General features: G+C 68.1%; 11 protein-coding genes and 4 pseudogenes. 9 read left to right on the top strand and 6 right to left on the bottom strand.

Annotation, left to right across the window (positions count from 1 at the left end; all coding sequences use genetic code 11):
• Together CSW58_RS06380 and CSW58_RS06375 are read left to right on the top strand one after the other, a co-directional pair.
• Positions 1 to 379: pseudogene (locus tag CSW58_RS06380) on the top strand (M48 family peptidase); the annotation flags it as partial.
• Positions 380 to 417: 38 nt separating this feature from the next.
• Entirely contained in the window at positions 418 to 1,149 is a 732-nt protein-coding gene (locus tag CSW58_RS06375; RefSeq protein ID WP_099446723.1) for a DsbA family protein, read from the top strand.
• On the opposite strand, the gene CSW58_RS06370 is transcribed toward CSW58_RS06375, so the two are convergent.
• Both CSW58_RS06370 and thiS read right to left on the bottom strand, forming a co-directional pair.
• Positions 1,146 to 1,955, bottom strand: coding sequence for a thiazole synthase (locus CSW58_RS06370; protein ID WP_099446722.1), 810 nt, complete (start codon positions 1,953 to 1,955; stop codon positions 1,146 to 1,148). The genes CSW58_RS06375 and CSW58_RS06370 overlap by 4 nt on opposite strands.
• A gap of 53 nt (positions 1,956 to 2,008) precedes the next feature.
• Entirely contained in the window at positions 2,009 to 2,209 is a 201-nt protein-coding gene (thiS, locus tag CSW58_RS06365) for a sulfur carrier protein ThiS (protein ID WP_099446721.1), read from the bottom strand.
• Positions 2,210 to 2,288: 79 nt separating this feature from the next.
• On the opposite strand from thiS, the gene CSW58_RS06360 reads away from it, so the two are divergent.
• The 4 genes and pseudogenes from CSW58_RS06360 to aat all read left to right on the top strand — a co-directional run bounded on the left by CSW58_RS06360 (position 2,289) and on the right by aat (position 5,369).
• A complete protein-coding gene (locus tag CSW58_RS06360; RefSeq protein ID WP_099446720.1) occupies positions 2,289 to 2,732 on the top strand; it encodes a type II 3-dehydroquinate dehydratase in 444 nt (147 codons plus the stop codon).
• A 41-nt stretch (positions 2,733 to 2,773) separates the two neighbouring features.
• Positions 2,774 to 3,285 (top strand): annotated as a pseudogene (gene accB, locus CSW58_RS06355) (acetyl-CoA carboxylase biotin carboxyl carrier protein).
• Positions 3,286 to 3,290: 5 nt separating this feature from the next.
• Positions 3,291 to 4,634, top strand: a pseudogene (gene accC / locus CSW58_RS06350) (acetyl-CoA carboxylase biotin carboxylase subunit).
• An 81-nt stretch (positions 4,635 to 4,715) separates the two neighbouring features.
• A pseudogene (aat, locus tag CSW58_RS06345) lies at positions 4,716 to 5,369 on the top strand (leucyl/phenylalanyl-tRNA--protein transferase).
• Here the strand turns inward: aat and CSW58_RS15010 are convergent.
• The 3 genes from CSW58_RS15010 to CSW58_RS06335 are packed head-to-tail and all read right to left on the bottom strand — an operon-like array spanning position 5,306 to position 6,400.
• Positions 5,306 to 5,617: a DUF2155 domain-containing protein gene (locus CSW58_RS15010; protein ID WP_236627684.1), complete on the bottom strand. Its 312-nt coding sequence runs from the start codon at positions 5,615 to 5,617 to the stop codon at positions 5,306 to 5,308. The pseudogene aat and the gene CSW58_RS15010 overlap by 64 nt on opposite strands.
• A gap of 23 nt (positions 5,618 to 5,640) precedes the next feature.
• Positions 5,641 to 6,003, bottom strand: coding sequence for a hypothetical protein (locus CSW58_RS15005; RefSeq protein WP_236627683.1), 363 nt, complete (start codon positions 6,001 to 6,003; stop codon positions 5,641 to 5,643).
• 1 nt (position 6,004) lies between these two features.
• Positions 6,005 to 6,400 carry an NADH:ubiquinone oxidoreductase subunit NDUFA12 gene (locus CSW58_RS06335; RefSeq protein WP_099446719.1) on the bottom strand — a complete coding sequence of 132 codons (396 nt, stop codon included), beginning with the start codon at positions 6,398 to 6,400 and terminating at the stop codon, positions 6,005 to 6,007.
• Positions 6,401 to 6,618: 218 nt separating this feature from the next.
• Between CSW58_RS06335 and CSW58_RS06330 the strand changes: the two genes are divergently transcribed.
• The 3 genes from CSW58_RS06330 to CSW58_RS06320 all read left to right on the top strand — a co-directional run bounded on the left by CSW58_RS06330 (position 6,619) and on the right by CSW58_RS06320 (position 10,919).
• A complete protein-coding gene (locus tag CSW58_RS06330; RefSeq protein WP_099446724.1) occupies positions 6,619 to 9,318 on the top strand; it encodes a ribonucleotide reductase in 2,700 nt (899 codons plus the stop codon).
• A gap of 69 nt (positions 9,319 to 9,387) precedes the next feature.
• A complete protein-coding gene (locus tag CSW58_RS06325) occupies positions 9,388 to 9,876 on the top strand; it encodes a pentapeptide repeat-containing protein (protein WP_099446718.1) in 489 nt (162 codons plus the stop codon).
• A 98-nt stretch (positions 9,877 to 9,974) separates the two neighbouring features.
• The gene (locus CSW58_RS06320; protein WP_099446717.1) at positions 9,975 to 10,919 is read left to right on the top strand and encodes a pentapeptide repeat-containing protein; all 945 of its coding nucleotides are present in this window, start codon (positions 9,975 to 9,977) and stop codon (positions 10,917 to 10,919) included.
• A 100-nt stretch (positions 10,920 to 11,019) separates the two neighbouring features.
• On the opposite strand, the gene CSW58_RS06315 is transcribed toward CSW58_RS06320, so the two are convergent.
• The coding region (locus CSW58_RS06315; protein WP_304441633.1) for an amino acid--tRNA ligase-related protein at positions 11,020 to 12,087 on the bottom strand (1,068 nt) is incomplete at its 5' end.

Below are 12,087 nucleotides of genomic sequence, written 5' to 3'. Positions count from 1 at the left end.
TCCCGACGCCGCCCTGCTTCGGGTCAATCTGGGTCAGACCCTGATCGGCCTGGATGATCCCAGAAAGGTCGAGGAAGGCATCGGCGAGCTGAAGCGCTCCCTGATCAATGAAGGCGACAACGCGGTCGCCTGGCGCCTGCTGGCCCAGGCCTATGACAAGCTTGGCCAGCCCGGCCCGGCCCGTCTGGCCACCGCCGAGCAGTATTTCGCGATGGGCGCGCCGCAGGAGGCGCGGGTTTTCGCCATGCGGGCCCGCGAACTGCTGAAGAAGGACACGCCGGACTGGCGGCGCGCCACCGATATTGTCCTGACCTCCAAGCCCTCCGACCAGGACCTCAAGGACCTGGCCAAGGAAGGCTCCACGACTTTCCAGCGCTAGCGCCCGTCGCCGACGATCGCCTCAGAGATTTGAAAACCATGCTTGCTCGCACCCTCACGGTCGCTGTCGCCCTCGCCTCGACCCTGGCGCTTAACGCCTGCGCCCAGCCCAGGACCGACGAAGCCTTCGGCCAGAAGGTTCGGGCCTATCTGCTCGAACACCCTGAAGTCCTGGTCGAGGTCTCGGCCAAGCTTGAGGAGAAGCAAAAGATTCAGGCGGCCGTGAAGGCCCGGGCGTCACTAGGCCAGTACCGCCAGGCGCTCGAGCGTGATCCGCGAGATTTCGTCGCCAATCCGGCCGGGACGATCACCGTCGTCGAGTTCTTCGACTATCGCTGCAGCTACTGCAAGCTGGCGGCGCCCGAGGTGGTCAAGCTGATCCAGGCCAATCCCGATGTGCGGTTCGTGTTCAAGGACTTCGTGATCTTCGGTCGCGACTCCGAAGCCGCCGCCCGGATCTTTCTCGGCGCCCGCAGCCAGGGCAAGTCGCTGGTGCTGCATCAGCGACTGATGGCCGAGAAGAGCCTCGACATGGCCGCCGCCCTGCGGATCGCCCGCGAGATTGGCGTCGATGTCGACAAGGCCAAGACGGCTGGCGAAGCCGAAGCGGTCAGCCAGCATCTGGCCGATGTGCATGGCCTGGCCCAGGCCCTGGCGATCGAAGGCACCCCGGCCTTCATCATTGGCGACAAGATCATCCCCGGCGCCGACATGCAGGCGCTGCGACGGGCGATCGACGAGGCCCGGCTGGCGCGGTCGCGTAAGGCCTAGATCAGGCCGCCCAGAGGCGAGCTGGGATCGGCATAGAGCCGCTTCTGCATGCGGCCCGCCAGATAGGCTTCACGGCCCGCTATGACCGCGTGCTTCATCGCGCGGGCCATGCGGATCGGATCCTTGGCCTCGGCGATGGCGGTGTTCATCAGGATGGCGTCGCAGCCCAGCTCCATGCCGATGGCCGCATCCGAGGCGGTGCCCACGCCGGCGTCGACCAGCACCGGCACGCCGGCGTTCTCGATGATGATCCGCAGGTTGACCCGGTTCTGGATGCCCAGGCCCGAGCCGATCGGCGCGCCCAGCGGCATGATCGCCACGGCCCCGGCCTCTTCAAGCTTGCGGCAATAGACCGGGTCGTCCGAACAATAGACCATCACCTGGAAACCCTCGGCGACCAGCAGCTTCAGAGAGCGCAGGGTTTCTTCCATGTCCGGGTAGAGGGTCTTGGGATCGCTCAGGACTTCCAGCTTCACGAGGTCCCAGCCGCCGGCTTCACGGGCCAGGCGCAGGGTGCGCACCGCGTCCTCGCCGGTAAAACAGCCGGCGGTATTGGGCAGATAGGTGAATTCGGACGGCTTGACGTAGTCGATCAGCAGCGGCTGGGTCGGGTCGGTCAGGTTGACGCGGCGCACCGCCACGGTGACGATCTGCGCCCCTGCCGCCCGCGCCGCCGCGGCGTTGGTGGCGTAGTCCTTGTACTTGCCAGTGCCGACGATCAGCCGCGAGGTGAAGGTGCGGCCGGCGACGGTCCAGGTGTCGTCTGGAGCGGCCGTGGCGGATTCGGGGGGGACATGCGCGTTCATGGCTCGGGTTTACGCCCGGGCAGCGGCGGTTTCAAACCCGAAGACGACGGCGATCAACCGCCGCCGATGAAGGTCACGATCTCGATCCGGTCGCCATCGGCCAGCTGTGTCTGCCCATAGGTCGAGCGCGGCGCGATCTCCAGATTGCGCTCCACGGCGACCTTGCGCGGGTCCAGGCCGAGGTTTTCCACCAGGTCGGCCAGGGTGCTGACCGCCTCGAAAACCCGCTCTTCACCGTTCAGCAGCAGCTTCATCTTCCCTCCGGAACCGCGCCCCGCTTGTGACCCGGCTGAACCGGCTATACAAGACCTGCGGAATCGACGGCGGAGCCGAATGGTAAAACCGATCCATGTGCTGAGCGGCCCCAATCTCAACCTGTTGGGAACGCGTGAGCCCGAGATCTACGGTAAGGACACGCTCGACGATGTCCGTACGCGCTGTGAGGCGCGGGCGGCGGCGCGAGGCCTCTCCGTGGTCTTTCGGCAAAGCAATCACGAGGGTGTCCTGATCGACTGGGTTCATGAAGCCCGGCTGGACGCCTGCGCCCTGGTGATCAATCCCGCCGGCTACGGCCACACCTCGATCGCCCTGCTCGACGCCCTCAAGGCCTTGAACATCCCGATCATCGAGTGTCACCTGTCCAACCCTGCGGCACGAGAAGATTTCCGCCGTCACACCTTCGTTTCGCTCGCGGCGACCGGCATCGTGTCCGGGTTCGGCGCGGCGAGCTATGAACTGGCGATCGAGGCCGCTGCCGGCCTGATCGGCGCCAACTGAGCCCCGGGCCCGCCCGGCTTCGAACCATAAGGTAAGCTTCAATGTCTAATTCCAAGGCCCCCGCCGATCCGGTCGAGACTCCGTCGATCGACGCCCGCCTGGTCCGCAAGCTGGCCGACATCCTCAAGGACACGGGCCTGAGCGAAATTGAAGTCGAACATGCGGGTCTGAAGATCCGGGTGGCGCGTGAGCTGACCGTGACCGCCGCCCACACCTATGTTCAGGCTCCTGCCGCCATGGCCGCCCCGATGGCGGCGCCGGTCGCCGCGCCAGTGGTCGAAGCGGTCGCCGCCCGGCCGCGCCCGCCGCCCGCCCGGCCGGCGACACCGTCAAGTCGCCGATGGTCGGCACCGCCTATCTGTCGCCCCAGCCGGGCGCCGACGCCTTCATCAAGGTCGGTGACACGGTCAGCGCGGGCCAGACCCTGCTGATTGTCGAAGCGATGAAGACCATGAACCCGATCGCCTCGACCAAGGCCGGTAAGGTCGTCGAGATCCTGATCGGCGATGGCCAGCCCGTCGAGTTCGGCGAACCACTCGTGATCATCGAGTAGGCGTGATGTTCGACAAGATCCTCATCGCGAACCGAGGCGAAATCGCCCTTCGGGTTCACCGCGCCTGCAAGGAAATGGGCATCGCCACCGTGGCGGTTCACTCCGAAGCCGACGCCGATTCCATGTGGGTGCGCCTGGCGGACGAAAGCGTCTGCATCGGCCCCGCCCCCGCCGCCAAGAGCTACCTGAACATCCGTCGATCATCGCCGCCTGCGAGATCACCGGCGCCCAGCCGTGCCACCCGGGCTATGGCTTCCTCTCGGAAAACGCCCGTTTCGCCGAGATCGTCAACGCCCACGGCTTCACCTTCATTGGACCCAAGCCGGAGCACATTCGGCTGATGGCGACAAGATCACCGCCAAACAGGCCGTGAAGGACGCCGGCATCCCCGTCGTGCCCGGGCTCCGACGGGCGGCGTCGCCACGAGGAAGAGGCCTTTGAGGCCGCCGACAAGATCGGCTTCCCCGTGCTGATCAAGGCCGCCTCGGGTGGCGGCGGGCGCGGCATGAAGGTGGCCCAGACCCGCGAGGATCTGGCCGAGGCCGTCTCCACGGCTCGCGCCGAGGCCCGCGCCGCGTTTTGGCGATGACACGGTCTATATGGAGCGCTACCTCCAGAAGCCGCGTCACATCGAGATTCAGGTGATCGCCGACAGCCACGGCAATGTGGTGCATCTGGGCGAGCGCGACTGCTCGCTGCAGCGTCGTCACCAGAAGGTGCTGGAAGAGGCCCCCTCGCCCGCCCTCGGCGCCGCCGACCGGGCCAAGATCGGAAAGATCGTCGTCGACGCCGTCGCGGCCATTGGCTATCTCGGCGTCGGCACCATCGAGTTCCTGTGGGAAAACGGCGAGTTCTTCTTCATCGAGATGAACACCCGCCTGCAGGTCGAACACCCGGTCACCGAAGCCATCACCGGCATCGACCTAGTGCGCGAACAGATCCGCATCGCCGCCGGCCTGCCCCTGTCGTTCACCCAGGCGGACGTCGTGTTCGAAGGCCACGCGATCGAGTGCCGGATCAATGCCGAGAACGCCCGCACCTTCACCCCGTCGCCCGGCACGATCACCGACTTCCATGCCCCCGGCGGCCTGGGCGTTCGTCTCGATTCGGCGATCTATACCGGCTACGCGATCCCGCCCTATTACGACAGCCTGATCGGCAAGCTGATCGTTCATGGCCGTGATCGCCAGGAATGTATCGCGCGCCTCAAGCGGTGCCTGGGCGAGATGGTCGTGGGCGGTATCGAGACCACGATCCCGCTGTTCCAGGACCTTCTGGTCCAGCCCGACATCTTGGCCGGCGACTATGACATCCACTGGCTCGAGCGCTGGATCAAGGCGCAGGGCTAGAGGCTCCTACGCCGTCCCCGGACCGTATCCGGGGGACGGCGAATGGCGGGCCCCGCCACAGGCGAGGACTGATCGACATCCATGGATGACGCCTTCACGGTCGATGATCTCATCGCCTGCTATGCGCGCGGCGTCTTTCCGATGGCCGACGCTCGCGCCGACGACAGCATCTTTCTGATCGATCCCGAACGTCGCGGCGTGCTGCCGCTTGACGGCGTCCACATCCCGCGTCGGCTTGCGCGGACGATCCGCGCCAATCCCTACGAGGTCCGGATCGACACCGCCTTCGACGCCGTGGTCGAGGCCTGCGCCGAGTCGCGGCCCGGGCGGCTGGAGACCTGGATCAAACAATCCCATCCAGCGGCTGTACGGACAGCTGTTCGCCCGGGGCCAGGCGCACAGCGTTGAGTGCTGGCAGGGCGATGAGCTGGTGGGCGGCCTGTATGGCGTCGCCCATGGCGCGGCCTTCTTTGGCGAGAGCATGTTCTCGAGACGGCGGGACGCCAGCAAGGTGGCGCTGATCCATCTGGTGGCGCGGCTGTGACGGGGGACTATCGCCTGCTCGACACCCAGTTCATCACCGAGCATCTCGAACAGTTCGGCACGACGGAAATCACCCGCGCCGACTATCGCCGACGATTGGCGCGGGCCTGGGCCGCGCCGGCGGACTTCTATCGCTTGGCGGCCGGAGCGACCGGCGACGAGGTCTTGCAGGCGATCAGCCAGGCGTCATAGACCGGGTGCTGCAGAGGATTGAGACCCGGCGAATTGGCGTACATCCAGCCCTTATAGACCTGGCGTCCCGGAGGTGCGACCCGCCCCGGGAGCGCCTTGGGCTGGGTGTCCACCGTCATATAGGCCGCCGAATCCGGCGCCACTTCGTCAGCGGCCGTGGTTTCGCAGGCGCGAACGGTGAAGATCAGGGTCTTGTAGCGGATCGGCTGGCCGACGGGCGCCTCGAAGCGCATCGTCTCAGTCGTCACCTTGTCCAGAGCCTGCATGATGGCTACGGCGGATCGGCCCCGCTTGACGGCCTCGACCGGCTTGTCGTGGCGGCGGTTGGCGCGCCAGGCTTGGCCGTCGTCGCCTTGACGGGCTTGACCGGCTCGGGCTTGACCTCGGCGGGCGTCGCGACGGCGTCCGTGACGCCCGGCGTGGCGGGCCGGGGCGTGGCCGCGATCGGCCCCGGCTGAGGCTGGACCGGTCGGGGGATAGGGGCCAAGGGCGCGGTCTGGGCCGGGGCCGGGGTCGCGCTGGACGGCGCCTGGGGCGCGGTCTGGCGCGCGAGGGCTGTACCCCCGACGGCGCCCGCCGCGCTGATCGCCAGGATCAGTCCGGCCTTAGCCCAGGTCTCGCGCCGCGCGGTCATACTATTCGGGGGACCAGGGCTTGTAGTCACTGGAAGCGATGGCCCGCTGGCCGCCGCGCGAAATCGAGCCCTTGGGACGCCAGGCATGGACCGTGCCGGTCAGGTTCGGATGGTGATCCTTCTCCCAGGCCTGACGTGGCAACGGCGCGATCGTCGGCGGCTCTTCGAAGGTATAGTGCAGCCAGCCGCTCCATTCGGGCGGCACCTTGGACGCCTCGGCATAGCCGTCATAGATGACCCAACGGCGCTTGTGCGCATCGTAGCTGTCGCTGGCGTCGCGGGCCTCGAAATAGCGATTGCCGTAGTCGTCCTGGCCGACAAACACGCCACGACGATTGATGTGGAAACGCTGCCCGAGGGTCGCGCCGTTCCACCAGGTAAAGATCGCTTTCAGCACTACGTTCGCACCCGAAAATTCATGGACGTCCAGAGCCATGCGACGCACGGCCAAGCCGCCGGACTATAGGGCCCGCGCTCGGCAGCGTCCAGCACGAGCCCGAAGGTCAGATTTCAACATCTTGTGGATGTCGTCGCTTCGCACCCCAACATCTATTGAAGGGCGATGGACGTCGCTCTAGATTGAAGGCCTCGTGGCGTCTTGCCCTGGAATCGCTCATGCGCACCCTTCCCGGAAATGCCGATCTGCCCGCGGGAATGAGCCGGAGGACTCTCGAGCGCAGCAACGCCGTCATCGATGTCCTGGCCCCGTCCGGCTGGACCGACGCGCGCCTGGAGGCCTGGCTGGACTGGGCGGGAGCGCCCCTTGATCCGCAGGCGCCCCTGGGCGGCGGACCCGCTCGATATGCCGAACAGCTCGCCCAGAGCGGACTGGCCAAGGGCGTCTTCACCGACGCGGCGGAGGCCTGCGCTTTCCGCGACGCCCTGCTGAACAGCATGCTGGCCGGTGTCGCCACCCCTGCCCGCCCGCCCTCGGGGCTGCAGGCTCTGGCGGATATCGGCGAGATCGAATTTCGCCAGGCCGCCGAGGGGCTTCGGTCTCGTGACCGCGGCCAGAAGCTCGCCGCCCAGGCTGTCGCTCGGCTGGACGCCGCCCTGACCCAGGTCGCCGACGCGGTGCTGCGCTGCCACGGCGACGCCAAGGCCTGCGCCGACCCCCGCAAGAACAGCGCCCTGGCCCGCGCGGCTCGTCGCGCCCGGGACCTGGGGGCGAATGACCGGATGATTTCGGACGCCATCGCCTTGGCTGGCGCGCCGCGATCGCCGGGGTGCGACAACGCCCCCGGGCTGCAGGAGGCGCTCGTCGCCTCGGCCGCGCGGCAATCGGTCAGCGCGGGCGATGATCATGCCAGCTTCGCCGCTCAGGTCGGTTGGGAAACCGGCGCCCTGAGCCTGGCCCTGAGCCCGCAGGACGCCGAGGCCCTGTCGCTGGGCGCGGCGTTCGGCGCCGCCATCGACGCCTCGGCGTTTCAGTCCGGCGACGCCTTTGACGTTCGGGGCTTCACCGACGCCATCCACATCTGGACCACGGCGCTGGACATCGAGCGACAGGACGCGCGGGCCATGATCGGGCTCGCGGGCGTCGGCGACTGGCTGCTGGCCCAGGGGCTTTGCCTGGCGAGCGCCGAAGGGCGTGACGCCGCCGCCGCCCTCTGGGCCCTGGCCGTCGGCGCGGCCCTCGCCGCCAGCGCCGAGACGGCCGCGTCCCTCGGCGTTGACCCGGCCTTCGCCCAGGACCGTCAAATGGTGCTGCGCGGCCTGGCCGACCGCCGTGGGCGCGCCGCCGCCCTGGGCTCGCCCCTGGCCGCGGAAGCCGCCGCGGCCCTGGCCACGGCCCACGACCTGGCCAAGCGGCAGGGCCTGCGGTCCTGCGGTCTCGTGGCCGCCTTCGAGGATCGCGAGGCCGCCCTGCGCCTCGGCGGCCGGGCCATGGGCTGGGTCGGCGCCGCCGCGCCGGTCGAGAGCACCCAGACGGCCGACGGCCTGCTGACGCCGACCTTCAGCGCCGCGACCTTCCTCTGTCTTTCGGCAAGCGATTCCGACATCGACGCGGCCCGCCGCCACGCGCTCGGCCACGGTTCCCTGGCCGATGCGCCGGCGATCGATCACGTCATGCTGCAGGCCCGCGGGTTCACAGCGCATGAGATCGAACGCGTTGAGGATGAGCTGCGCTCGACCTCGGATCTTCGCAAGGCCTTCGCGCCCGCCGTGATCGGCGCGGGCTTCCTTCGCGACGTGCTGGGCGCGCCGGCCCAGGCCCTGCTGCAGCCGGATTTCGACACCCTGGCCTTCGCGGGCTTCTCGCCCGAGGAAATCCGCGCCGCAGAGCAGCACGCCCTGGGCGCGGGCGGGCTGGCTGATTGCCAGGATCTGACGGCGGAAATCCGTGCGGTGTTCCAGTCGGTCGAGGCCCCCATGCTGGCGGACCAGATGGCCATGATCGCGGCCGTCGAGACCTTCGCCTGCCTTCCCGTTCCCGTGGTCCTGCCCGTGGCGTTCGACGCCCGGCCGGTGGACGCTGTTCGGCTTCAGGCCGCCGCCGCGCGGACCGGGATACGCGCCCTGCGGTTGCATCGCGCCGCCCCGCCCGCCGATTTCCGCCTTGAGCTCCCGGAGGAGCCCGTCGAGGCGCCCCGTGAAGCGATCGTCACCGAGCGGGTCGTCGAGAAGATCGTCGAGCGCGACCGGGCCCGCCGCAAGCTGCCGGATCGCCGCAAAGGCTATATTCAGAAGGCTTCGGTCGGCGGTCACAAGGTCTATCTGCATACCGGCGAGTACGAGGACGGCGAAGTCGGCGAGATCTTCATCGACATGCACAAGGAGGGCGCCGCTTTCCGCAGCCTGATGAACAATTTCGCCATCGCCGTGTCTCTGGGCCTGCAGCACGGCGTGCCGCTGGACGACTTTGTCGACGCCTTCGTGTTCACCAAGTTCGAACCGGCCGGGCCAGTCACCGGCAATGACTCGATCCGCTCGGCCACCTCGATCCTCGACTACGTCTTCCGCGAACTGGGCGTGTCCTATCTCGGCCGCGACGACTTGGCCAATGCCGATCCGGCCGAGTTCCACGCCGACGGCCTGGGACGCGGCGACAACGCCCCCGAGGTCGTCGTCGAGGCCGCGCCGCTGCCGGCCAGCAAGTTCATTTCCAAGGGCTTCTCGCGCGGCGCGGCCCCCGACAACCTGGTCTTCCTGCCGTTCGGCGGGCGCAAGAGCGAGGAGGCCCGCGTTCGGGCCGGCGACGCCGATATCTGTCCGGCCTGCGGAGACATGGCTCTGAGCCAGCGCGGCGGCCTGACGGTCTGTGACAGCTGCGGGGCCCAGGCCGACCGTTCCGGCAGCGAGACGACCGGCTGATCGTTCGCATGGCCTTAAGATTGCGGCGGTAAGGGTGAATCTCGCCCTTCTCGAAAGACGCGTGCCAGAATGAAACCGATCGCCCTCCTCGCCCTCGCCCTGTTGGCCCTTTCGTCGCCGGCCCTGGCCCAGAACGCCGGTCAGATCGCCCAGGTTCGGGCCGGCGCCCACTGTCCCCGCTGCAACCTGTTCCAGGCCGACCTTTCCGGCCTGACCTTGCGCGGCCGAAACCTGGCCGGGGCCCGTCTGCGCCAGGCCGACCTCAGCCTCTCGGTGATGAACCGGGTGCGCTTCACCGGCGCCGACCTTCGGGACGTCAACGCCTATGGCGGCGTCTTCGGCGGCGGCGACTTCAGCGGCGCCAACCTGACCAACGCCAGCTTTGTCGGGGCCTATCTGCAAGGCGCCCGGTTTCGGGGCGCGAACCTGATGGGCCTCAACCTTTCGGGGGCCGAGCTGGATCGCGCCGCCGGTCTCACCCAGGCTCAACTCAACCGTGCTTGCGGTGACGACTCCACGCGTTTGCCGCGCGGCTTGAGCGTGCCGGCCTGTCGTTAAACTACCGTCATTACCGCGATTTAAGTGGCGCCCGCGGCGTTCGCACCCCAAATCCTTGTCCATAGGGCCGCGTAGTGTTCGGTCCGAAGGAGGCGCCAATGTCCCGATTGGGCATTTCCATTGCTGTTCTGAGCCTGGCCCTGAGCGGTCTGTTCAGCCAAGCCTACGCCGCGCCCAATGACGAGCGCGACGTGGCCAAGCTGACCTCGTTCGGCGGCATGTGCGTGCGGTGCGAACTGGCCGGCCGCAAGCTGACCGGCGCCCAGTTCACCGGCGCTAATTTCGCCAACGCCATCCTGATCGGTTCGGACCTGCGCGGCGCGGCCTTCTACGGCTCCAACTTCGCCAATGCCGACCTGACCCGCGCCGACCTGCGGGGGGCCGAGATGCGCGGCGCCAATTTCACCAACGCCAATTTCACCGACGCCCATCTGTCAGGCGTTGAAAGCAGCGGCGCCAACTTCCAGGGCGCCAACCTGACCCGGGTGGACCTGTCGTCGGCCGAGCTGCATGGCGCCAATCTGCTGGGCGCCAATCTGAGCAAGGCCAACCTGTCCTCCAGCGAGCTGAACGGCGCCAATCTGGCCTCGGTCAATGGCCGGGGCGGCAATTTCCGCAACACCGAGTTCAACAACGCCAATCTGAGCGGCGGCCGCTTCGACGGAGCCGACATGCGCGGCGCCGAGTTCAACGGCGCCACCCTGCGCGGCGCGGTGTTCACCGGCGCCAATCTGCGCGGCGTCGAGCTGCCCGGCGCCATGCTTGGCGGCGCCGACCTGTCGGGCGCCTTGGGTCTGGACCAGGATCAACTCGACGAGGCCTGCGGCGACGCCGGCACCCGCCTGCCCCGCGGGCTGGTGGTCCGGCCGTGCCGCGGCCGCGACATCCGGGTGGTGGTCGATTTCAACCGCGCCAAGGCCGATGTGATCCGGGCCCGGGCCGAGGCCGCTCGCGCCGCCGCCGCCGAGGCCCAGAGGGCCACCGCCTGGGCCGCGCCCCGCCCGCCCAAGCCGCCTGCCCCACCCAAGCCGCCGAAAGAGTAAGGCGGCGGTCGTCGCGAAACAAAAGCCCTCCGATCCAGCGGGATCGGAGGGCTTTTTTTAGGTCCGCGGCGGGGCCGCGAGGCCCCCGACCAGGCTGAGCCTAGATCTTGATCGGCGGGGCCGAGCGGATGTGCAGTTCCTTGTACTGACGCTCCTGGGCCTCGGCCGGGGCGTTCATCAGCAGGTCCTGGCCCTGCTGGTTCAGCGGGAAGGCGATGACCTCGCGAATGGCGACCTGCTCGGCCAGCAGCATGACGATGCGGTCGATGCCAGGGGCCAGACCGCCGTGCGGCGGGGCGCCATAGCGGAAGGCGTTGAGCATGCCGCCGAACTGCTCCTCGACCACCTCGGCGCCGTAGCCGGCGGTCTCGAAGGCCTTGAGCATGATCTCGGGCTTGTGGTTCCGGATCGCGCCCGAGCACAGCTCATAGCCGTTGCACACGATGTCGTACTGATAGGCGCGGATGGTCAGCGGGTCCTGGGTTTCCAGGGCCTCCAAACCGCCCTGCGGCATCGAGAACGGGTTGTGCGAGAAGTCGACGCGCTTTTCGTCCTCGTTCCACTCGAACATCGGGAAGTCGACGATCCAGCAGAACTTGAACTGGTTCTCGTCGACCAGCTTCAGCTCGGCCCCGACCCGGGTGCGGGCCAGGCCGGCGAACTTGGCGAACACGGCCGGATCGCCGGCCACGAAGAAGGCGGCGTCGCCGGTCTTCAGGCCCAGCTGAGCAGCGATGGCGGCCGAACGCTCGTCGCCAATGTTCTTGGCGATCGGGCCTGCGGCGCCCTCTTCATTGCCGTGTTCGTCGGCGGCGCGCCAGAAGATGTAACCCAGGCCCGGCTGGCCTTCGCCCTGGGCCCAGCTGTTCATGCGGTCGCAGAAGGCGCGGTTGCCGCCGGTCGGGGCCGGGATCGCCCAGATGGCGTTCTTCGGATCGGCGCCGAGGATCTTGGCGAACAGGCCAAAGCCGCCCTCGCGGAAGTGCTCGGAGACGTCCTGCATCTTGATCGGGTTGCGGGTGTCGGGCTTGTCGCTGCCGTACCACTTCATCGACTGGGCGTAGGTCAGGCGCTCGAAGCCGCTATGCTCGAGCGTCGCGCCGAAATCGTTGGTGAAGGTATGGGTGTCGCTGATCGACGAGACCGGCTTGCCGCCCGAGAATTCCGC

It is taken from the genome of Caulobacter sp. B11, assembly GCF_002737765.1.
Classification (GTDB): domain Bacteria; phylum Pseudomonadota; class Alphaproteobacteria; order Caulobacterales; family Caulobacteraceae; genus Caulobacter.
The sequence above is the reverse complement of the archived record's forward strand: the minus strand, read 5'-3'. Positions and strand labels throughout refer to the sequence as shown.

Bases quoted from the DNA above. Each gene is read 5' to 3' on its own strand.
- thiS (WP_099446721.1), bottom strand. From the start codon at position 2,209: ATGAAGCTGCTGCTGAACGGTGAAGAGCGGGTTTTCGAGGCGGTCAGC.
- CSW58_RS06330 (WP_099446724.1), top strand. From the start codon at position 6,619: ATGCGCACCCTTCCCGGAAATGCCGATCTGCCCGCGGGAATGAGCCGG.
- CSW58_RS06370 (WP_099446722.1), bottom strand. From the start codon at position 1,955: ATGAACGCGCATGTCCCCCCCGAATCCGCCACGGCCGCTCCAGACGAC.
- CSW58_RS06375 (WP_099446723.1), top strand. From the start codon at position 418: ATGCTTGCTCGCACCCTCACGGTCGCTGTCGCCCTCGCCTCGACCCTG.
- CSW58_RS15005 (WP_236627683.1), bottom strand. From the start codon at position 6,003: ATGACCGCGCGGCGCGAGACCTGGGCTAAGGCCGGACTGATCCTGGCG.
- CSW58_RS06320 (WP_099446717.1), top strand. From the start codon at position 9,975: ATGTCCCGATTGGGCATTTCCATTGCTGTTCTGAGCCTGGCCCTGAGC.
- CSW58_RS06325 (WP_099446718.1), top strand. From the start codon at position 9,388: ATGAAACCGATCGCCCTCCTCGCCCTCGCCCTGTTGGCCCTTTCGTCG.
- CSW58_RS06360 (WP_099446720.1), top strand. From the start codon at position 2,289: ATGGTAAAACCGATCCATGTGCTGAGCGGCCCCAATCTCAACCTGTTG.